The following is a 20,513-nucleotide window of genomic DNA, read 5'->3' as shown; positions in this document are numbered from 1 at the left end:
GTTATACCTCCTCACGTGTCAGGTTCTGCCGCAGCCGCCCCAACAGCCCCTGCAACAGCTGCACCTCTTCGGTGGAAAAGCCGGCCAGCGCCTGGCTGCGGGTCTGCTGTGCCAGCCCGCGCAGCACCTCCAGGGCCGGCGCGGCGGCGTCGGTGAGATAGATGCGGAAACAGCGCCTGTCGCCCGGGTCCGGGCGGCGCTCCACCAGCCCCTCCTGCTGCAGATTGTCCAGCTGCCGCGCCAGGCTGATCGGCGCCACGTCCATACGATCCGCCAACTCCGCCTGCTTCTGCCCCTGCTCCCGCGCCAGGTGCCACAACACCTGCCAGCGCGAGCGGCTGAGTCCGTGGGCCTTGGCGCGGCGGTCGAAGTTGCGCCGCAACAGGCGCGCGGCGCTGTGCAGCTCGAAACTCATCTGCGCGGCGCCGTCTTTGGCTGAGTGGATTTCGTCGGACATGGGGCCCCCGTTTTGAGGGCGCGTATTATAAGGGTGCTTACAATAAGCACAATGCGGAAGCGCCGGGTTCGTATCCCGCTTGCGGCCCGAGAGGCCCAGTCATTTGGGGTTAGCAGAAGTCGGGGTTAGCAGAAGGTTGGCCGGGCCATGAATGACCCGGCCGGATATCGAGTGTGGGAGCGCTTAACGTTATGAACGCGCATCGCAGGCCGCTTCCACAGGCTTCTTTGCCGGTCGCAGAGCCGGCCCGATGGCGGCCAGCAGGGCGCCGCCGACAATCAACAGGCTGGACGCGGCCAGGACCCAGCTGGACTCGGCGTAGCCCGCCAGCACCAACAGCAGCGTCGAAATCAGTGGTGCGCCGTAGGCGAGCACCCCGAGCAGGCGCAGGTCGCCGTGCTTGACCCCGTAATCCCAGGTAAAAAATGCGATGCCCACCGGGCCCAGCCCCAGGCCTACAATTCCCAGCCACTGCAATGCCCCCTGCGGCCAAACCCAGCTCTCCCACAGCAGGTGACAGACAAAGCCGAGTGCGGCGGTGGCCGCGCAGAAGCCGCCGACTGCATCTGTAGGCACTTTGGCCAGCAACCGGCTGGCCACCGAATAGGAGGACCAGATCAGCGCGCAGCCGATGGCCAGTGCATAGCCGGGCCAGTAGTGCCACTCGAAACCGCCGTCGCCCCGGTCCAACAGCAACCAGCATCCGGCCAGCGCCATCAGCGCACCGCCGATATGCACCGCGAGTAATCTGTGCCCCGGCAGCAGCGCCGAAAAAATCACAGTCAGCAGCGGCCACAAGTAGGCCAGCAGGCTGACTTCCACTGCCGGCGCCAGCGCCATGGCGGCGAAGTAGCAGGCGTGATAGCCGAAGAGTCCGCCCACACCCAGCAGCCAAGCCCGCGCCGGCTGGCGCAGCACTCGCAATAGCGACGGTCCCAGCAGCAAGCCCTTGACCAGCATCAGCGACCAGGCGATGGCGAAGGTCATCCCCAGCAGCTGGAACGGTGGAATACGGTTTCCTGTCAGCTGGGTAAGCAGCGCCAGTGTGCCCCAGAGCAGGATGGAGATGCCGCCAATGGCGGTGGCTCTATTCCAAAACACGATGTGGTCCTCATTCAGCATCCCGGATTGCGCCAGATTACGCCGGCTCTGCCGGCTGTACTTTCGCAATCAGGCAGAAGACTTTGTCGAAATGGCAAAGGTTTGCGCTGGTGGCGGCATTCTTTCCCCGCATGCCGCACCTGACGGAAGGAAGCTAATCTTTCGAGCCGCGGAAATAGCGCGGTGATTTGCCGAAGTGGCGGCGAAAGCGGTCGCTGAAAGCCGCGAGATTGCCGTAACCAACCCGTTCGGCAACCTGCTGGACACTGAGGTTGCCGTTCTCCAGCAACCTCCAGGCGAGCTGCATACGGCGCTCGAGCTGATACTGCTGGGGAGTCATGCCGAAGCTGGCCTTGAACAGATCAGAGAGACGGCGCGGACTCAGGTGGACGAGTGTCGCCAGTGCGGCCAGCGTCAACGACCGATCCAGGTGTTCGTTTATCCAGACCTGCGCCGCCTGCACGCGGCGGTCAATGTGTAGATGCCCCCCGTAGCGCTCGCTCAGCAACTGCACCAGCAGTAGCAGTATCTGGCGCTGGCTGTGGCAGGCCGGGCGCGGGGATTCCAGTTCGGATATCAGGAATGAGATGTAGTGGCTGAGAGAACTGTCCAGCGGGATAAAGGCCGGCAGCCGCTCCAGTTCGGGTGCCAGCGCGGATGGCACATCGGCGACGATAAAGCGGTTGTCTTCACTGCTCGCTGCAAACGCGTGGCTTTCACCCGCATGAATAATGGCCCCCTGGGCCTGCCCGACACTCCCCTGGCGCCCGCCGACCTGGGTCTCCAGTGAGCCAGCGACCGGCAGCACGACCTGGTGGTAGTCGTGGTGATGTTGCCGGGTTTCCCGGTCGTAACTGCGCAGATCGAGGATAAATTTGGTCTCGGGCATTGGGACAGTTTAACCGGATTTTCCTACCAGGGTCCTCGTTTGGAAAAACGGGACCAGGCCCGGCGCCGGCCACCGACAGACAAGTGACAGGGAGCGGGCCGGGACCGGCAACAGGCGCCGGAGTCTTCGCAACCTCGAGACGACTCCGCGCGCCCCGGCTACTTCTCCAACACTTCGATGCGATCCACCTTCTGGAAGCCCCGCGGCAGCTTGTTGCCGCGGCGGCCGCGCTCGCCGCGATAGTGGTCCAGTTCCGAGATCTTGATCTTGGTGTGGCGCTTGCCGGCGTGGATCACCAGCTGCGCATTGCCCTCGAGCACTGCGATACCCACCATGATCTCCTCGCGGCTGGCGGCGCGGGCTGCGGGAATATTGACGATCTTGTTGCCCTTGCCCTTGGCCAGCTCCGGCAGCTCGGACACCGGGAACACCAGCATACGGCCCTCGCTGGTCACCGCCGCCAGCAGCGCCTCGCCGGGATTGTCCACGATACAGGGCGGCAGCACCCGCGCGCCCTTGGGCAGGGTCAGCATCGCCTTGCCGGCCTTGTTGCGCGATTGCAGGTCCGCCAGCTTGGCGATAAAGCCGTAGCCGGCATCAGACGCCAGCAGCACCCGCTGCTCGTCCGCGCCCATCAGCAGCCCCTCGAAGGTGGCGCCGGAGGGCGGATTGATGCGGCCGCTCAAAGGCTCGCCCTGACCCCGCGCCGACGGCAGCGTGTGGGACGCTATCGCGTAGCTGCGCCCGGTGCTGTCCAGCAGCAGCGCCGGCTGGTTGCTCTTGCCGCGGGCGGCGAACTTGAAGCCGTCGCCGGCCTTGTAGTTGAGCCCGGCGGGGTCTATGTCGTGGCCCTTGGCGGCGCGAATCCAGCCCTTCTCCGACAGCACCACGGTGATCGGATCGGACGACAGCAGCTCCGCCTCGCTGAAGGCCCTGGCCTCGGCGCGCTCGACGATGGGCGAGCGGCGCTCGTCGCCGAACTCGTCCGCCGCGGCCAGCAGCTCCTTCTTGATCAGCGTCTTCAGGCGGCGCGCGCTGTCCAGGGTCTTGGTCAGCGTATCGCGCTCTTTCTCCAGCTCCGCCTGCTCGCCGCGGATCTTCATCTCCTCCAGGCGCGCCAGCTGGCGCAGCTTGGTGTCGAGGATGTATTCCGCCTGCACATCGGTCAGCTCGAAGCGGGCCATCAGCTCCCGCTTCGGCTCGTCGTGGGTGCGGATGATCTCGATCACTTCGTCGATATTCAGGAAGGCGATCAGCAAACCGGCCAGCAGGTGCAGGCGCTTCTCCACCTTGTCGAGGCGGAACTGCAGGCGGCGGCGTGTCGTCACGGTGCGGAAGCTGAGCCACTCGCCGAGAATCCTGTCCAGGGACTTCACCTGCGGGCGGCCGTCGATACCGATCATATTCAGGTTGACCCGGTAGCTCTTCTCCAGATCGGTGGTCGCGAACAGGTGGTTCATGACCGCGTCCACATCCACGCGGTTGGACTTGGGCACGATTACCAGGCGGGTCGGGTTCTCGTGGTCCGACTCGTCGCGCAGGTCGGTGATCATCGGCAGCTTCTTGGCCTGCATCTGCTGCGCTATCTGCTCCAGCACCTTGGCGCCGCTGGCCTGGTAGGGCAGCGCGGTGATGACGATATCGCCGTCCTCCCTGCTCCACAGCGCGCGCATCTTGATCGAGCCGCGGCCGCTCTCGTAGACCTTCTGAATTTCCGCGCGCGGCGTGATGATCTCCGCCTCGGTGGGCATATCCGGACCCTGGATATGCTCGCACAGCTCCGCCACCGTGGCCTTGGGGTTCTCCAGCAGCGCCACCGTCGCATTGACCACCTCGCGCAGGTTGTGCGGCGGAATATCGGTGGCCATACCCACCGCGATACCGGTGGTACCGTTCAGCAGGATATTCGGCACCCTTGAAGGCAGCACCGCCGGCTCGTCCAGGGTGCCGTCGAAGTTCGGCTGCCAGTCCACCGTGCCCTGGCCCAGTTCCGACAGCAGTACTTCCGAGTATTTGCCCATGCGCGATTCCGTGTAGCGCATCGCGGCGAAGGACTTGGGATCGTCCGGCGAGCCCCAGTTGCCCTGGCCGTCGATCAGTGGGTAGCGGTAGCTGAACGGCTGCGCCATCAGCACCATGGCCTCGTAGACGGCGCTGTCGCCGTGCGGGTGGTACTTACCGATCACGTCGCCAACGGTGCGCGCGGACTTCTTGTACTTGGCGGTGTTCTTGAGCCCCAGCTCGCTCATCGCGTAGACGATGCGCCGCTGCACCGGCTTCAGGCCGTCGCCGATATTGGGCAGGGCCCGGTCCAGGATCACGTACATGGAGTAGTCCAGGTACGCCTTCTCGGTGTACTCCTTCAGCGGCAGTCGCTCTGTGGCCTCATAGACGGAGGTGTCGGTCATACAGCTCTCGTTATTCTGTTCGGAAGGGGCGGATTATGGCGGACAGGCAGCCCGGGTTCAAAGCCCAACATCTTGCTACCGCCATGGCCGCTGGCCATAATCGCCGGGAATCCGCAGCGCAAGGATAGTGCTATATGTGGCTTGAACAGCCCCCGGCCCCCAACGCCCCACCCAAGGCGGCGACAGCCCTGGAAACGGCCATCTACGAATTTGAAAAGAAGTGTGATGCCTATCACGCGGCCCAGTGCGCCCCTTCCTCCAGCAGTGAATCCCCGCAAGAGCGGGAGAAACGCCTACGGGAGTGGCGTGAGGCACGGGAGCACCTGGAGCAGGAGCGCAGGCGAATCAATACGCTCGCGTCTATTGAAGATGGCCTAATTGAATACCGCATGGAGTTCAACGCCCTGACATCGTCCCAGAGACTGGCGAGAATGACTCAAGAGCGCCACCACCCCACGACACTTCTCGCCAGGCACTTAACAGCAGACGGCGAACCCAAGCCCAGCAGACAACATGCAGCTCACCATATCGTTCCCGGCAAAGGACGCTGGAAACAGAGACAGATAATCAACGCCCGCTTAAAGCTTCACCAATCCGGAATCAGAATTAACGACTCTCGCAACGGTTTATGGCTGCCGGGCCTAAAGAGGCACAAGGGGCATTGGGCTACTCCGGAACGGCCTACCCACAAGTCTGTTCACGGTACAAACTACGAGCAGTGGATATCAACCGAGCTGGCCTTCACATCCGCCGGGCCGACATTCGAAGCCAAACTGAAAACAATAAAAACCAACATTAAGAATGGCACCTACCCAATTAAAATTGAGGAAGCAAAGGATCCTGACTGGAATGGAAAGTCATGAAGATATACAAAATTCGCAACGATGAGAAAAACTACAAAGAGCTGTCCCTGGATCCTGTTCAATTATTTGAAAAGCTCGAACTCGATCCGGAAGGAAATGGGCTTATCGACTGTGTAGACCTCTCTCAAGGCCTGAAAAAATTCCCCCACAGGTGGAAAAAAATATCCACTGAATTTGAGGCATCCCCCCTGTATCCCGGGGCAGTAAAAATACCCAATCTGTCAATTTGGATTGGCACCGCAATGGTATTCTCTGAAAAATCCCACGCATTCCTAAAACTGTTGATGAAGGATTTAGGAGAATTTCTCCCCATAGATTTCAAGGGAGATACCTACTACATATTTAATCTGTTACGCCAAGGGAAAGTCGATGAAGATAAAAGCCAATACGCTTGGGATGATGGCATCGCTACAGAACTTATCAAACGGGTTTTTGATGAGCGGGACATGCAGGAACAATACCTATTTCAATGCACCCATAATGGCTACGGTGGGATCTACTGCACGGAAGAGTTCAAGCAGGACTGCGAGGATTTTGAGCTAGACGGCCTAATATTCGACGAAGATATATCCAACATCTACTAAGACTCAAAAATGCCTCTGATTTTCGCCTTTCTACACCACCTGACCGCCTTTGCCCTGGTCGCCGCCATTGCCATAGAGCTGGTACTGCTGGGGCAGAAATTCACCCTGGAGACCGCGCGCAAGTTACAGCTCGTCGATCGGGTGCTGGGTATCTCTGCCGGCCTGCTGCTGGTGGTCGGCCTGCTGCGGGTCTTCTATTTCGAGAAGGGCGCCGCCTACTATTTCAGTAACGGCGCCTTCCACGCAAAACTGACCCTGTTTTTCCTCGCCGCCTTCCTGTCCATCTACCCGACGCTGCGCTTTATTCGCTGGAGCAAATCCCTGAAGCGGGGGCAGCTGCCCGATGTCAGCGGCGGCCAGTGGAGACGGATGCGCGGGATTGTGCATATCGAGCTGGCGGCCATTGTCGGCATACTGCTGTGCGCGGCGATGGTGGCCAAGGGAATCGGCTATTTCGGCTGAGTAAACGGACGAACGCATTGGCCAGACTCACGCTCCACCGCATCGCAATAGGCCCCCTCGAAGATATCGACCTGGAAGTGGCGCCCGGGGAGATAGTGTGCCTGTCCGGCCCCTCCGGCGCCGGCAAGAGCCGGCTGCTCAGAGCCGTCGCGGACCTGGAGCCCCACGCCGGCACAGTGCGCCTGGGCCATATGGAACAGGGCTCGGTGCCGGGCCACCGCTGGCGGCGCTCGGTGATGATGGTGCCGGCGGAGAGCGCCTGGTGGTTCGACAGCGTCGGCGCGCACTTCGACAGGCCCATGCCGGAGGCGCTCACCGCGCTGGGTTTCGGCGCCGAGGCCGCCGGCTGGCCCGTATCCCACCTCTCCTCCGGGGAGAAGCAGCGCCTGGCGCTGGTGCGCGCCCTGGCCCGCGAGCCCCGGGCGCTGCTGCTGGACGAGCCCACCGCCAACCTGGACGGGAAGACCACCCGGCGGGTGGAGGCTTGGCTGCTGGAGCATATCCGCGAGCGCCGCCTGCCGGTGCTCTGGGTGGCCCACAGCGAGAACCAGATACGACGGGTGGCCGGGCGGCACTTTCACATCGATGGCGCAGGGCTTTTGGAGGTGCGGACGTGAACGTCATCGCACTGAGCTGGTGGCAGCTGGCTCTGGCCGCCTCCCTGGTACTGGCGCTGGCGGTCTGTACCCATTTGGCGCACCTGAAGGTGGGGAGGCCGCTGCTGATTGCCGCGGCGCGCACCGCACTACAGCTGGCGCTGATCGGCGTGGTGCTGGAGGCGCTGTTCGCGGTGGGCAGCCTGCTCTGGGTGGCACTGATGGGGCTGGCCATGCTGCTGCTCGCCGGGCGCGAAGTGGTCGCGCGGCAGAAATACCGGCTGCGCGGCGGTTGGAGTTTCGCGATAGGCACGCTGTCGATGTTTATCTCCGCCTTCAGCGTCACGGTGCTGACCCTGATCGCGGTGATAGGCCCGGAGCCCTGGTACCAGCCCCAGTACGCGATACCGCTTTTGGGTATGCTGCTCGGCAACACCATGACCGGTGTGGCTTTGGGCCTGGACCGCCTCACCGAGAGCGCGCACCGCTCGCAAAACATCATCGAAAACCGGCTGATGCTCGGGGAAACCTGGGCCGATGCCTGTGGCGACTTCCGCCGCGAGGCCATGCGCGCCGGGCTGATGCCGATCATCAACGCGATGGCCGCCGCCGGCATAGTGTCACTGCCGGGCATGATGACCGGCCAGATACTCGCCGGCAGCCCGCCGGCGCTGGCGGTCAAATACCAGATACTGATCATGTTCACCATCGCCGCCGGCACCGGCTTCGGCACCTTTGCCGCGGTGGCCATCTGTGCGCGGCGATTGTTCGACCGGCGCGAGCGCTTGCGGGTGGATCGGCTGACGTCGGGTGGGCGCGGCGGATAAAGTCGCCCGTCGCACGCTCCGGGCTTCGCCCTGTGGGTTTCCAGAGGTTCCCTAACAGGCTGCTGAAAAAACCATCCTTGGTTTTTTCAGCCCGGGTTTGCGGCGCATGTCCGCAAACCCTCCACGACAAATCAAGCACTTAGGTGCTTGATTTGCGATCCGGCCATCCATGGCCGGACTAGCAGCCTTCTGAGAAAGCCCTGCGGCCAGAGTCGAAGGCGAAGTGCTATACCGCCGTGCTCGCAGAAGCCCGGCCGGCGCGCTGCAACCAGAGGAGCGTCAACCCCACTACCGGAATAAGGATATCCGTATAGAAAACCACACCGGCGTTACCCGGCGCGAAGTTGTGCGCAGTCACCATTTGATAGACGTGACCGCCAGCCGCGCCGAGGAGAAAAATACTCGGCCCCACGACGGCGCCGACCCGCAGGCCAAACCCGCCGCGGAAGGCGAGAAATCCGACAGCGGCGAAGCCGAGGCTGGCGAAGCCTACTTCCAGCTGAAATGGGCTCTGCGCCCAGCCGATAAAACGCGCCGTCATCTCGCCGAAGAAGACGTGTACGACGAAGTTGTATACATTGGCTATGGCGATGGAAAACAGAAGGAAATAGGAGAACAGAGATTCGACCACATCGCCTTGGCGCAATGGCCGCGCCTTGACGGCAATCGACAGGGCGGAGGCACAGAGTCCGATCGCGAACAGCACCAGCGTCGGGTTGGACAGGACAAAGCCGATGACCCTCTCCACGGTACTCTCTCCTCATCTGCGCAAACACAGTCCGGTGTCGGCCGGCCACGGCTGGAAGTCTATTGATCGCCGTTGGTCAGATGCTTCTCCCGCGCCTCGTTGATCAGCCCACCCGCCTTCAGGGTCTCGATCTCGTCCTCAGACAGGTCGTGTTTCAGTGTGATCGTTTCCGCGTCCGCGCTGATCTTCAGTTCCACCGGTTTGCCCGGCGCCAGTTGCGCAATCGGGTGGTCGATTTCCAGCACCGCGTCCTGCTCCAGGCGCTCGTAGTCATCCGGGTTGTCGAACAGCAGCGGCAGCACGCCGAAATTGACCAGGTTGCGGCGGTGGATGCGCGCCATGCTTTTCGCGATCACGCAGCGCACGCCAAGATAGCGCGGCGAAATTGCGGCGTGTTCGCGGCTGGAGCCCTGGCCGTAGTTCTCGCCGCCGACGACGAAACAGTCGCCGTTCAGTTCCGTCGCGCGCCGGTAGAAATCCTCGTCGATACGGGAAAAGGCGTGGCGGCTGATGGCGGGAATATTCGAGCGCAGCGGCAGTATCTCGGCACCGGCGGGCAGTATTTCGTCGGTGGAGACATTGTCGCCGGCCTTCAGCAGCAGCGGGCCCCTCAACAGCTCCGGCAGTCTGTCGAACTCCGGCAGCGGCTGGATATTCGGGCCCTTGATCAGCTCCACCGCGACCGGGATCTCCTGCGGCGGCTGCAACAGCGGGCGCATATCCGGCAGCTGTTCCGGTTCTTCGAAAGTCGGGCAGTCCATATCCAGGTCGCGCGGGTCGGTGATTTTTCCGCTCAGCGCGCTGGCGGTCGCGACTTCCGGGCTGCACAGGTAGACCTGGTCCTCTTTGGTGCCGGAGCGGCCGGGAAAATTGCGCGGCACCGTGCGCAGGCTGATGCGGCCGCTGGCCGGCGCCTGGCCCATACCGATGCAGCCGCCGCAACCGGTCTGGTGCAGGCGCGCGCCGGCGGCGAGCAGTGTGGCCAGGTCACCGCTGCGGCTGATCTCCTCCAGTAACTGGCGCGAGGTGGGGTTGATATCGAAGGAGACGTCGTCGGCGACGCGGCGGCCGGCGACCATACGCGCCGGGATGACGAAGTCGCGCAGGCCCGGGTTCGCCGAGGAGCCGATATAGCTCTGGTAGATGGGCCTGCCCGCCACTTCGCGCACGGGCACCACCTTGTCGGGGCTGGACGGGCAGGCGATCAGCGGCTCGAGTTTGGCCAGATCGATGCTGTCCTCCTCGTCGTAGCCCGCACCGTCGTCGGCCTTCAGCTCGACGAAATCCCCCGCGCGCTGCTGCTGTTTCAGGAAGGCGCGCACGGCGTCGTCGGCGGGGAAGACACTGGCGGTGGCGCCCATCTCCTGGCCCATATTGGCGATCACATGGCGGTCCATCGCGGTGAGCTTGTCGAGGCCCGGGCCGTAGTATTCGACGATCTTGTTCACGCAGCCCTTGACCGTATAGCGGCGCAGCATTTCCAGTATCACGTCCTTGGCGCTGACCCAGGGCGGCAGCTCGCCCTCGAGCCTGACGCCGAGCACTTTCGGCATTTTCAGGGAAAAAGGCACACCGGCCATGGCCATGGCCACCTGCAGGCCGCCGGCGCCTATGGCCAGCATGCCCATGGAGCCGGCGGCGCAGGTGTGGCTGTCGGAACCGAGCAGCGTCTTGCCGGGCACGCCGAAACAGGACATATGCACCGGGTGGCTGACGCCGTTGCCGGGGCGGCTGTACCAGAGGCCGAACTTGCGGCAGGCGCTCTGCAGGAACAGGTGGTCGTCGGCGTTCTTGAAATCCGTCTGTAACAGGTTGTGATCCACATACTGGGCGGACAGCTCCGTCTTCACCCGCGGCAGCCCCAACGCCTCGAATTCCAGCATCACCATGGTGCCGGTGGCATCCTGGGTCAGGGTCTGATCGATCTTCAGCGCTATCGGGCTGCCGGGCTCCAGCGAGCCGCTGACGAGATGGCTCTGGATCAGTTTCTGTGCGAGGTTCATGGCCATGATGTTTACCATTCGAAAGTTTTCTGCCCGGCTCGACGCGCGAGGCCCGGGATTTTTGCGCCGCGCTAGCAGGCTACTGAAAAAACCATCCCTGGTTTTTTCAGCCCGGCCATCCATGGCCAGGCTAGTTCGAAAATTCCACCCGCGGCTCACCGAAGTCACGTCCATTGTAGTCCGGCGCACAGGGGATCAGTTCGTGGGCAGTGATGCCCGCATCTATCAGGAAGCGCTCTATCTGGCGGCTGCGCTCCAGCGCCAGCCGCTCGAATTCCTCGAACAGCATTAGCGGCGGATGCCGATAGAAAGATTCGCGCGCCTTGCGGCTGCCGCCGAGGCCCGGGGTGGAGTTCGGGTAGAGCGCGTGCCAGTCGCGCGCGTTGGCGATGCCACAGATACCGGGGCGCGCGTCCGGCCGCTCCTGGAGGGTAACGACCATCTCCCGCAGCTGTTCCAGCGCCCCGGCATCGAGTTCCGCACTGCCGGGCTGGAAGACGATCGGATCGAAGCTGACGGCGCGGAAGCGGCCCCAGGCGTATTTGCCCAGGGTATAGAAGCCCACCGGGGTGAAATAGCTGAACAGGGCCTCCAGGATCGCCTTCTGCAGCAGGTCGCTGAAAATAAAGCTGAAGGAAAATGTCGGGTCATAGAGGTCGCCGGAGATCGGCATGCCGAAGTGGACATCGCCGCGGCCGTCTTTCAGCAGCCACAGCGCGATATTCAGCGGAATAAACGACGGCTCCACATCCAACTGGTCGTCCTCGCGCACACGCCGCACCCGGATTTTTTCCAGCCCCATATCGGCGAAGGCCTCGACCTTGTTCTCCCGTATCTGGATATCCAGGCGCGCGTCCAGCTGCCCCTGCAGAATCTTGTAGCCGAGCAGCTTGGCCATATAGGGCGTGGCCGGAATCAGGTTGGAATCGACAATATAGCCGGTCAGGTCGGCATTCCACTGGCGCGTGTTCAGATAGTCGATGGTGCCGGCCAGCTGTATCTCGCCGAAGCCGCCGGGGCGCCCGTTCAGCAGCACCACCGAGGGGGGATGCTGCGGCAGGTTGCTGATATTGCGCACGGTCAGGTAGATGGCCCTGATCGGCAGCCGCGCCCGGTAGCGGCCCTGGCGGTCCACCCAGGTGAAGGTGCCGTGGCGCACGTCGAGTTCGCGGATGTGATAGCGGAATTTCACCCCCTCGGTGACGGCGTCGGCCGCGCGCACCAGCGGCTTTTCCGCCGCCGGGGCGCCGGTCAGCGCGGCTATCTCCCGCAGCGCCGGGTATTCCCCCGCGCGGTCGCGCAGCAGTATCAGGCGCGGCCGCAGCGCGTCGACCCGGCCGATCTCCAGGCGCTCGCCGGCGCTGTCGTAGCGGAACTGCTCCACGCGCATCTCCGCCAGGCGGCCGATTACGGAGTGGCGATCGTACTCGGGCGCGCCCTCGCGCCGGTCGAACATTTCGAAATCCGTGGCCTCTGCCGACAGAAAATGCCACTGCGCCCCGCCGGCACGCAGCTGTTCCACCTCTATGCGCGCCCCGCGCACCAGGCTGCGGCCGTCGCCGGACAGCAGCTGAATCTTGTGCAGCTGCAACTGCGCCAGTGCCAGCTGTCGCCCGGCGGCGCTGTAGCTGCCGCTGGCGCTGATATTTTCCAGCGTCAGGCAGTGGTTCAGGCGCGCCACATAGCCGGGCGGCACACAACCGGCGATGCCGTCCAGCTGCAGCCGCTGCGCGTCTATGCCGCCGCCACCCAGGCGCAGCCGCTCGGCGCGGATATTTTTCAGGTGCAACAGCTGCGCCGGCAGCCCCGCGGGATAGTCCGGCTGCGTCAGTTCCACCCCGTCGATGGAAAACCCGTGCAGCAGCGTCGCCCTGCCGGTGGGCGTATCGACCCGCTCCATGCGCTGCATTTCGACGCGGCCGAAGCGGTAACAGGGCGCCAGGCGGTTGTCGCCGAGCAGGCCCGCGGGCAGGCAGCCGCTGGCACCGGACAGGGTGCCGATGGGCGTGCCGCCGTAGGCCAGCTGGTCCAGCTGGATGCGCGCTATGTGCAGCGGCTCGCCGCCGGCGCGCGCGACGCTGAGGCCCAGCAGCACGATGGATCCGTCGGTCGAAACGGGGGCCGCCAGGGAGATTCTCTGGCGGCCGGGCAGGCGCAGTTCGCGCAGGCGAAAACAGGACCCCACCCGCCCCGAGGTGGCCAGATCGATGACGTCGACGGCGATCCGCCCGACCGGGCCCGCGGTGCAGCCGGTGAATCCCTGCACCAACAGATCGCTAATCCACAGCACGCGGCCGCCGTCCCAGCGCAGCCGGCGCCAGCTCAGCCGCTTCACGCCGGCGCGCGCGTACTCGCCCACCTCCTGCCACAGGGAGATCGGCTGCGACCGCAGCTCGCCCACTTCGACGCGCGCCGCCGCCGGAGTCAGGCCGATGCGGCTGCTGCCGGCGAGATCCAGCTGGCGGGCGCTGACGCAGTCGGCAACGCCGGCCGCGCGCGCGTTGTTCGGCAGCAACTGCCGCAGGCCGCAGACACGCAGTGCTCGGATCTGCAGCCCGTGCAGATCGAGGGTGTCGGGCGCCAGCGACAGGCGTGCCACCCGCAGGCCCTCGGCGCGCCACAGGGGCTCGGCGGCGGGCGCGGCCTTGAACAGCGTCTCCCCCAGCGCCAGGCCGCCGTCGCCGAGCGAGTGCAGCCCGTCGATGGATACACAGCGCGGCAGCCCGGCGCGCAACTCGATCGTCTGCGGCAGGCAGGCGAGGAGCCGCTCCGCGGACAGGTCGCGCAGCGCCAGTTGCGCCGGGCGCTTTGCGCCGCGCGGCCACTGCACCCGCAGCTGTGGCGCCGACAGCTTCTGCAGATCCAGCAAAAGTCGCTCGCCCCCCGCCGCCAGCAGTATCCGCTGCGCCCGGGAGCCGTCCAGTTGCGCCGACAGCCGGCGGCTGTCGAGCGTCAGGCGGAAATCCCCGCCCAGCTGCAGATCGGACAGTTCCGCACAGCGGATTCCCGGCGCCGGGGGCGCCACGTCTTGCGGCAGACAGGCGCTGAAGGCCTGCAGGGACAGCTCCGGCAGTGACACCAAGGTGCTGCGGTAGGGCGGTGGCAGGTGGCGCAGGCGCGCGTCGGGCATACGCAGTCCGGAGAGGTCCAGCAGGCTTTTTCCCGCCGCCGTTGTCACCTGCGCGCGCTCCAGCGACAACTCGCGCGCGGCGAAGTCCAAGCCGCCCTGCCAGGCCAGCGCCAGCGGGCCCCGCTGGCGCAGGTCGCGCAGCTCGAAACACTCCGGCATCTGCGCGCGCCCCCGGTACAGCAGCCGCGCCCAGCCGGGCGGCAGGCAGCCCTGCAGGCGCTCGAGCGCGCTGCTTTGCAGTTGCAGGTTGGGGCTGGCGGCACTCGGCGGCGGGGGCATTTGCGACGCCTGTGCGGAGGCGCCGCCGCGCCGTGCCCGCTCTTGCGGCAGCTGTCCCTTCTCGCCCGCGTCGCTTCCGCCGGTAACCGCCGGCGCGGCGGTTACCGGCGTCACGACGGCACTGTCCGGATCGCTGTCGATCCACGGGTTGTCGCCGTCCGCGTCGCGGCGCATATAGCCCTGGCCCGTGTGCAGCTGCTGTAGCAGCAGGCCCCTGTCTCCGTTCAACCCCTCTGCCAACAGCAGGCGCTGCAGCCGCAACTCCCCGGCGATCAAATAGCCGTCCGCGCCCCCGCGCCAGGCGAAGTTGCCGCGCCCGTCGAGGCCGCTCAGGTCCGCGCACAGGGGCTGCCAGCCCTGCGGCAGCAGCCCCTCCGGCACGCAGCCGCTCAGGGAGCCGACGGCGAAATCCTGCAGCGACAGCGGCGCGCCGGCATCGCCGATCGAGTCGATGCGCGCCCAGCGCAGCTTCTGCAGCTGCAATTGCCGGGCCCCGTCGCGCTCCAGGCGAAACTGCGCCAGCGCCAGCGGACCGCTGGCAAACCCCCAGGGCAGATCGCGCGCGCGCGAAGGGAAGCGCAGGCGCAGCGGCTCGGCGCCGCGCAGCCCCGCGAGCAGCAGGCAGTAGTCCGGCTGCCGCCACAGCTGCCCGGGAATACAGCCGCCGGCGCTCTCCAGATCCACGCTGCCGAACTGGAGACTGCGGCTTTTACCGTCGTATTCGAGCGCGCCGAGCAGCGCCCGCTGGGCGGTGAGCGGATTGCGTATGTCGCCGGCCAGATCCAGCAGCTGCAGCTGCTGCAGGCGGCTGGGGCCTGCGGCCACGCGCAGGCCACTGCGCCAGTCGAAGGTCACCGGATCCGGCAACTGCACCCTGCCGGCGCGCGCACAGTAGTGCTGATTTCCGCCGCGCAGACCCGGCGGGCACCAGTAGAAGGCGCCGGCTTCGGCGCTCCGCCAGCCCAGTTTCTTCTGCTCGCGGATATAGCGGAAATCGCTCAGGGACAGGCTCTGGGCGCGCCAGTTGGGCCAGCGGTGGTCGGCGTAGCGCAGCGTTATGCCCCGGCCACTCGCGCGCTGCCAGCGCACCTCGGCGCCCCTGCCGAAGCTGAACAGCAGGTCGCCTTTCAGCTGTAATCGCCGCGCGACACCGCAGTGGCCGATCAGGCGCCGCAGGGCCGGCAGCGCTTCGGCCCAGCGCCGCTGCGGACAGCTGCCGAACATGCGCGCCGCCACCGTATCGGCGCTGATCCTGTTGCCGGGGCGCCGCCGGTAGAGACCGCCGGACAGATCCAGTTTCACCAGCGCGGTATCGACCGCGCCCGACGCTTTTTCCTGAATCAGCAGGTTGCGCAGGCCGAGCGTCTGCGCGCCTATGGTGATATCCAGCGGCTCGTCGCCGCTGCGCTGCAGGCCCAGCAGGAAATCCCGCAAGCGCAGCTCGTCGAAACCGGCACAGCTGGGGGTCGGCCAGGCCGGGCGGTGGCGGTAGCAGAGGGTGCTGTCGCGGATGCGCACCCAGTCCAGCAGCAGCTCGAAATCCCTGTCCCTGCGCGGCCCCTGCCCCAGCGCCCAGCCGCCCACCTCCCAGCGGCGGCCGCGCGCGCCGGCGCTGGATTCCAGGTCCATATAGGCGCCTTCCAGGTAGGCGCGCTGCAAGCGCAGGCGGCCGCGCAACAGCTGCCACCAGCTGTAGTCGAGCATCAGCTCGCGGGCGCTGAAGCCGCGCCCCTGCGCGTTTTTTGCCCGTACGCCGCGAGCCACGAGGCGCAGATCCGGGATCGAGATCCGCAGGTGGTCGATCTCGCTTTCCAGGCCGCGCTGTCCGAGCCAGCTTTCTATCTTCGCCGCCAGCAGCCACGAGGCGACGCCGGAGGCGGCCGCGAACAGCAGCAGGCCGGCGATCAGCCACCAGAGCAGGCGCCGAAGCGAATCGATAGAAGAGGCATACTGCTTGGGCATTATTGGGGATACGGCGCCGGAAAATGAATTTAGCGAAAGCTGCAACTGCAGTTGCGCCCAGTAATTAAAGTTCAGCGGCCGCGCCTTTTTTTTACCCTGGCGCCCGCTTTCGCGATAATCCGCCGGCGCGCCGCGCAAATGATCGCGCGCGCCGGCCGGCTGTCTACTATTTATCCAGCGGTTATTAACCCGGCAACCGAATAGGTTGACGGGTTAATGCGGCACAGGGATGTGCCGCCGCCGGCCATCGGCCTGCGCGAGCCCGCGAAATACCAACAGATTCGCGTATCTGCGCCAGTATTTCGCGGGCGACAATAAAATATATGAGGATTCATATATTTTATTGCCAGATAAATAAACCATGCGGCAGCGACTTGCCGCCCGTTTCGCCTCGCGGCGAAAACCGAGGCATCTTCCACTTTTACCAGCGAGCGACCATGCAGGAGTACCCAAATTACCAGGACATAGTCCTGGTCGGTGGCGGCCACGCACACGCGATGGCGCTGAAGATGTGGGCCATGAACCCGCTGCCGGGGGCGCGCCTGACCCTGGTTTCCCCGCAGGTGCAGACCGCCTACTCCGGCATGCTGCCGGGGCTGGTGGCCGGCCACTACCAGCTGCACGAGACCCATATCGACCTGGCGCGCCTGTGCCGCGCCGCCGGCGCGCGCTTCGTGCAGGCCTGCGCCCACCATATAGATACCGCGGAGCGCCGGATCTCCCTGCTCGGGCGCCCGGATCTGGAGTACGACATCCTGTCCCTGGACGTGGGCGCGACACCGGCGCGGGAACTGCCCGGTTCCGAGCTGGCGATACCGATCAAGCCCATCGGCCACTTCCACCGCTACTGGCAGCAGCTGCAAAGGCGCGTGCAGAAAACCCGCGCCAGCCTGAAACTGGGCGTGGTCGGCGGCGGCGCCGGCGGCTGCGAGCTGGCCATGGCTATGGCCTACGCGCTGGAGGAGCAGGTGTATTCCGGGCGCGTGGAGATCCACCTGATCCACGCCGGCGAGCGGGTGCCCGAGGGCTACCCGCTGCTGGCCCGCGGGCTGGTGGCGCGGGAACTGAAAAACCTCGGCGTGCGCCTGCACCGCAACTGGCCGGTGGCCGAGATCACCGAACAGGGCGTGCGCAGCGAGCGCGGCGAGAGGCTGGCGCTGGACCAGGTGCTGCTGTGCACCAACGCCTGCGCCCCGCCCTGGCTGGCGGCTTCCGGGCTGGCGCTGGACGAACAGGGCTTCGTGCTGGTGGACGAGCAGCTGCGCGCCCGGGGGCACGACAATATTTTCGCCGCCGGCGACGTGGCCAGCTTTGCCCCCAGGCCGCTGCCGAAGGCCGGCGTCTACGCGGTGCGCCAGGGGCCGGTGCTGTTCCACAACCTGCGCGCGTCGCTGACCGGCCGCGCGCTGAAAAGCTATCGCCCACAGCGGCACTTCCTGAGCCTGCTGTCCTGCGGCGGCAGGCGCGCGGTCGCCACCCGCAACGGCGCCGCACTGGTGGGCGGCGCCCTGTGGCGCTGGAAAAACCACATCGATCGCGGCTTTATGCAGCGCTTCGCCGATCTGCCGGTGGCGATGGACGAAACCGCGCGCAAGCCGCCGAAGGAAATCGTCGCCGAGCGCGCCGGCGAGTCGCTGGCAGCGATGCGCTGCAGCGGTTGCGGTGCCAAGGTGGGCTCGGAAGTGCTGCACCGCGCGCTGAAACAGCTGCCGGCGCAGCAGTCCGCCTTCCTGCTGCGCGGCGCCGGCGACGACGCGGCGGTGATGGAACTGCCGCAGGGCAAGCTGCTGGTGCAGAGCTCCGACCAGTTGCGCGCGCCGGTCGCCGACCCCTGGCTGTTCGGCCGCCTGGCGGCGCTGCACGCGCTGTCCGATCTGTTCGCGATGCACGCGCGCCCGGTCAGCGCCCAGGCGCTGGTGACGCTGCCGCCGGCCGCGGCGGAGATCACCCGGCGCGACCTGCAGCAACTGCTCGCCGGCGCAGTGTACGAACTGAACCGCCACCAGTGCGCCCTGTCCGGTGGCCACACCGCCGAGGGCGCGGAGATGCAGCTGGGCCTGACCGTGAACGGCCTCGCCGAGCGGGCGCAGCTGCTGGAAAAGACCGGCGCCCGCACCGGCGACTGCCTGATTCTCAGCAAACCCCTCGGCATCGGCACCATACTCGCCGCGGAGGGCGCCGGCGAGGCCCGCGGGTCCTGGCTGCAGAAGGCGCTGGAAACCATGCTGCACAGCAATGCCGCGGCGGCGGAAGTGTTCGCGCAGCACGGCGCCCACGCGCTGACCGACGTCACCGGCTTCGGCCTGCTCGGCCACCTGCTGGAGATGCTCGGCGGCGACAGCGGGCTGGGGGCAACGCTGATCGCCGAGCGGCTGCCGCTGATTCCCGGCGCCACCAGCTGCATAGAGCGCGGCTGGCTCTCCAGCCTGCAACCGCAGAATGCCGCCGCCTACGCATCGGTGGAAAACCCCGGGGAATGGCAGCCGCTGCCGCACTGGGAACTGCTCGCCGACCCGCAGACCTGCGGCGGCCTGCTGGCGGCGGTCCCGGCGCACCGGGCGGAGGAGTGCCTGCGGGCGCTGCAGCAGAGCGGCTGCGGCCAGGCGGCGATTGTCGGCGCACTGCACCGCGCCCGTGTGGCGGAGACACCGGTGCGCCTGCTGCGCGACGGGGACTGGCGCGCGCTGACCGCGCCGGCGGAAACGGTGCAGAGTCAGGTCTGAATTTGCCAAACTGCACCGACCGGTAGATACTGACGCCAGCGCCCGAAGCAGGCTTCCGGCGGCACAACAAAAAAACGGTCTTCACAGATTGGGGAATCGGCTTTTTAACAAGCTAGGAAGACCACAGATGAAGAAGATCGTAATCGTTGGCGGCGGTGCCGGCGGCCTGCAACTGGCCACCCGGCTCGGGCACTATTTCAATTTCACCCCCTTTCTCAAACGCCGGCGCAAATCCCCCGCCGCGGAGATCACGCTGGTCGACAGAAACCGCACCCATGTCTGGAAGCCGCTGCTGCACCAGGTCGCCACCGGCGCACTGGACAGCAGCCTGGACGCGCTCAATTACCAGGTGCACGCGCGCGCAAACGGATTCAATTTCCAGCTCGGCAGCCTGCAGAAGCTCAATCGCGGCCGCCGCACCATAGAACTGGCACCGGTCGCCGACGACGAGGGCCGGCAGCTGGTGCCGGCGCGGGAGATCGAATACGACTACCTGGTGCTGTGCATCGGCAGCCAGAGCAACGACTTCCACACCCCCGGCGTGCGCGAGCACTGTGTATTCCTCGACAGCAGCGAGCAGGCGCGCAGATTCCACCGCCTGCTGCTGGACCGCTTCCTGCAACTGGAAACACAGATGGCGGACAGGGTGCAGGTCGCCATCGTCGGCGGCGGCGCCACCGGCGTCGAGCTGTCCGCGGAACTGGTGGACGCCAGCCGGCAGATGGGCAACTACGGCCATATCCGGCGCGACGCCCTCGAAGTCACGCTGATCGAAGCCGGCCCCCACCTGCTGCCGGCACTGCCGCCGCGTCTCGGCAACAACGCCGAGCGCGAGCTGAGCAAACTCGGCGTGCGTGTGCTCACCGGCTGCGCCGTCGCCGAGGCCTGTGCCGACGGCCTGATCACCAGAGACGGCGAGAAGATCCCCGCGTCCATCCGCGTCTGGGCCGCGGGCGTCAAGGCGCCGGACTTTCTCGCGCGGCTGGACGGCCTCAGCACCAACAAACTGAACCAGATCGAAGTCCAGGCGAATTTGCAATCGGTCGACGACCCGCATATTTTCGCCCTCGGCGACTGCGCCGGCTGCGTCGACGCGGCGCAGCAGCGGGTGCCGCCACGCGCCCAGGCGGCGCAGCAGATGGCCGGCGTGGTCGAGCGCAATCTGATCGCGCTGATCGAAGGCGGGCCGCTGCAGGATTTCCGCTACCGAGACCGCGGCTCGCTGGTATCCCTGAGCAAGCACACCGCGGTGGGCAACCTGATGGGCGCGCTGGTCAAGGGCAGCCTGACCATCGAGGGGCGTATCGCCGGCCTCGCCTACCGCTCCCTGTACCGTATGCACCTGGCGGCGGTGCACGGCTGGGCCAGGGCGATGCTGATCTACCTGGTGGGCCAGGCGAACCGCTTCGTCAAACCGCGCCTTAAAATGCACTGAACTTTAATCGCTTCAAGCGCTTCGCGCCGGGCGAACCCCGTGTTCG

At 65.8% G+C, this 20,513-nt stretch carries 14 protein-coding genes; 7 read left to right on the top strand and 7 right to left on the bottom strand.

Annotation, left to right across the window (positions count from 1 at the left end):
* Position 1 precedes the first annotated feature (1 nt).
* The 4 genes from ACXAF3_RS13695 to parC form a co-directional block, all read right to left on the bottom strand.
* Positions 2 to 457 carry a MarR family winged helix-turn-helix transcriptional regulator gene (locus ACXAF3_RS13695; RefSeq protein WP_475112874.1) on the bottom strand — a complete coding sequence of 152 codons (456 nt, stop codon included), beginning with the start codon at positions 455 to 457 and terminating at the stop codon, positions 2 to 4.
* Positions 458 to 646: 189 nt separating this feature from the next.
* A complete protein-coding gene (gene yddG, locus ACXAF3_RS13690) occupies positions 647 to 1,558 on the bottom strand; it encodes an aromatic amino acid exporter YddG (protein ID WP_475112873.1) in 912 nt (303 codons plus the stop codon).
* Positions 1,559 to 1,712: 154 nt separating this feature from the next.
* Positions 1,713 to 2,447: a helix-turn-helix domain-containing protein gene (locus ACXAF3_RS13685; protein ID WP_475112872.1), complete on the bottom strand. Its 735-nt coding sequence runs from the start codon at positions 2,445 to 2,447 to the stop codon at positions 1,713 to 1,715.
* A gap of 158 nt (positions 2,448 to 2,605) precedes the next feature.
* Entirely contained in the window at positions 2,606 to 4,855 is a 2,250-nt protein-coding gene (parC, locus tag ACXAF3_RS13680; protein ID WP_475112871.1) for a DNA topoisomerase IV subunit A, read from the bottom strand.
* A 134-nt stretch (positions 4,856 to 4,989) separates the two neighbouring features.
* On the opposite strand from parC, the gene ACXAF3_RS13675 reads away from it, so the two are divergent.
* From ACXAF3_RS13675 to ACXAF3_RS13655, 5 genes are read left to right on the top strand one after another with little or no spacing between them, the layout of a single operon-like run.
* The gene (locus tag ACXAF3_RS13675) at positions 4,990 to 5,718 is read left to right on the top strand and encodes an AHH domain-containing protein (protein WP_475112870.1); all 729 of its coding nucleotides are present in this window, start codon (positions 4,990 to 4,992) and stop codon (positions 5,716 to 5,718) included.
* On the top strand, positions 5,715 to 6,302 hold the full coding sequence (locus ACXAF3_RS13670; RefSeq protein WP_475112869.1) for a hypothetical protein: 588 nt from the start codon (positions 5,715 to 5,717) through the stop codon (positions 6,300 to 6,302). Before ACXAF3_RS13675 ends, ACXAF3_RS13670 begins: the two co-directional genes overlap by 4 nt.
* A 9-nt stretch (positions 6,303 to 6,311) precedes the next feature.
* Positions 6,312 to 6,764, top strand: a complete 453-nt coding sequence (locus ACXAF3_RS13665) for a DUF2214 family protein (protein ID WP_475112868.1) — start codon at positions 6,312 to 6,314, stop codon at positions 6,762 to 6,764.
* Between the two features lie 17 nt (positions 6,765 to 6,781).
* Positions 6,782 to 7,381, top strand: a complete 600-nt coding sequence (locus ACXAF3_RS13660; protein WP_475112867.1) for an ABC transporter ATP-binding protein — start codon at positions 6,782 to 6,784, stop codon at positions 7,379 to 7,381.
* Entirely contained in the window at positions 7,378 to 8,187 is an 810-nt protein-coding gene (locus ACXAF3_RS13655) for an ABC transporter permease (RefSeq protein ID WP_475112866.1), read from the top strand. Before ACXAF3_RS13660 ends, ACXAF3_RS13655 begins: the two co-directional genes overlap by 4 nt.
* A gap of 226 nt (positions 8,188 to 8,413) precedes the next feature.
* Here the strand turns inward: ACXAF3_RS13655 and ACXAF3_RS13650 are convergent, their stop codons facing one another.
* The 3 genes from ACXAF3_RS13650 to ACXAF3_RS13640 all read right to left on the bottom strand — a co-directional run bounded on the left by ACXAF3_RS13650 (position 8,414) and on the right by ACXAF3_RS13640 (position 16,309).
* A complete protein-coding gene (locus tag ACXAF3_RS13650; RefSeq protein WP_475112865.1) occupies positions 8,414 to 8,935 on the bottom strand; it encodes a DUF6790 family protein in 522 nt (173 codons plus the stop codon).
* A gap of 59 nt (positions 8,936 to 8,994) precedes the next feature.
* Positions 8,995 to 10,944 (bottom strand): aconitate hydratase, encoded by a 1,950-nt coding sequence (locus ACXAF3_RS13645; RefSeq protein WP_475112864.1) that lies wholly within the window; start codon positions 10,942 to 10,944, stop codon positions 8,995 to 8,997.
* A gap of 124 nt (positions 10,945 to 11,068) precedes the next feature.
* The gene (locus tag ACXAF3_RS13640) at positions 11,069 to 16,309 is read right to left on the bottom strand and encodes a DUF748 domain-containing protein (RefSeq protein ID WP_475112863.1); all 5,241 of its coding nucleotides are present in this window, start codon (positions 16,307 to 16,309) and stop codon (positions 11,069 to 11,071) included.
* A gap of 437 nt (positions 16,310 to 16,746) precedes the next feature.
* On the opposite strand from ACXAF3_RS13640, the gene selD reads away from it, so the two are divergent.
* On the top strand, positions 16,747 to 19,032 hold the full coding sequence (gene selD, locus ACXAF3_RS13635) for a selenide, water dikinase SelD (protein WP_475112862.1): 2,286 nt from the start codon (positions 16,747 to 16,749) through the stop codon (positions 19,030 to 19,032).
* Between the two features lie 127 nt (positions 19,033 to 19,159).
* On the top strand, positions 19,160 to 20,467 hold the full coding sequence (locus ACXAF3_RS13630; RefSeq protein ID WP_475112861.1) for an NAD(P)/FAD-dependent oxidoreductase: 1,308 nt from the start codon (positions 19,160 to 19,162) through the stop codon (positions 20,465 to 20,467).
* The last annotated feature ends 46 nt before the right edge of the window (positions 20,468 to 20,513 follow it).

It is taken from the genome of Microbulbifer sp. ABF4_143 (genome assembly GCF_056160225.1).
This window is presented reverse-complemented; position numbering and strand designations above follow the sequence as displayed.

Coding starts and splice junctions, on each gene's coding strand:
- ACXAF3_RS13695 (WP_475112874.1), bottom strand. CDS start 457: ATGTCCGACGAAATCCACTCAGCCAAAGACGGCGCCGCGCAGATGAGT.
- ACXAF3_RS13685 (WP_475112872.1), bottom strand. CDS start 2,447: ATGCCCGAGACCAAATTTATCCTCGATCTGCGCAGTTACGACCGGGAA.
- parC (WP_475112871.1), bottom strand. CDS start 4,855: ATGACCGACACCTCCGTCTATGAGGCCACAGAGCGACTGCCGCTGAAG.
- ACXAF3_RS13675 (WP_475112870.1), top strand. CDS start 4,990: ATGTGGCTTGAACAGCCCCCGGCCCCCAACGCCCCACCCAAGGCGGCG.
- ACXAF3_RS13670 (WP_475112869.1), top strand. CDS start 5,715: ATGAAGATATACAAAATTCGCAACGATGAGAAAAACTACAAAGAGCTG.
- ACXAF3_RS13665 (WP_475112868.1), top strand. CDS start 6,312: ATGCCTCTGATTTTCGCCTTTCTACACCACCTGACCGCCTTTGCCCTG.
- ACXAF3_RS13645 (WP_475112864.1), bottom strand. CDS start 10,944: ATGGCCATGAACCTCGCACAGAAACTGATCCAGAGCCATCTCGTCAGC.
- ACXAF3_RS13640 (WP_475112863.1), bottom strand. CDS start 16,309: ATGCCCAAGCAGTATGCCTCTTCTATCGATTCGCTTCGGCGCCTGCTC.
- selD (WP_475112862.1), top strand. CDS start 16,747: ATGCAGGAGTACCCAAATTACCAGGACATAGTCCTGGTCGGTGGCGGC.
- ACXAF3_RS13630 (WP_475112861.1), top strand. CDS start 19,160: ATGAAGAAGATCGTAATCGTTGGCGGCGGTGCCGGCGGCCTGCAACTG.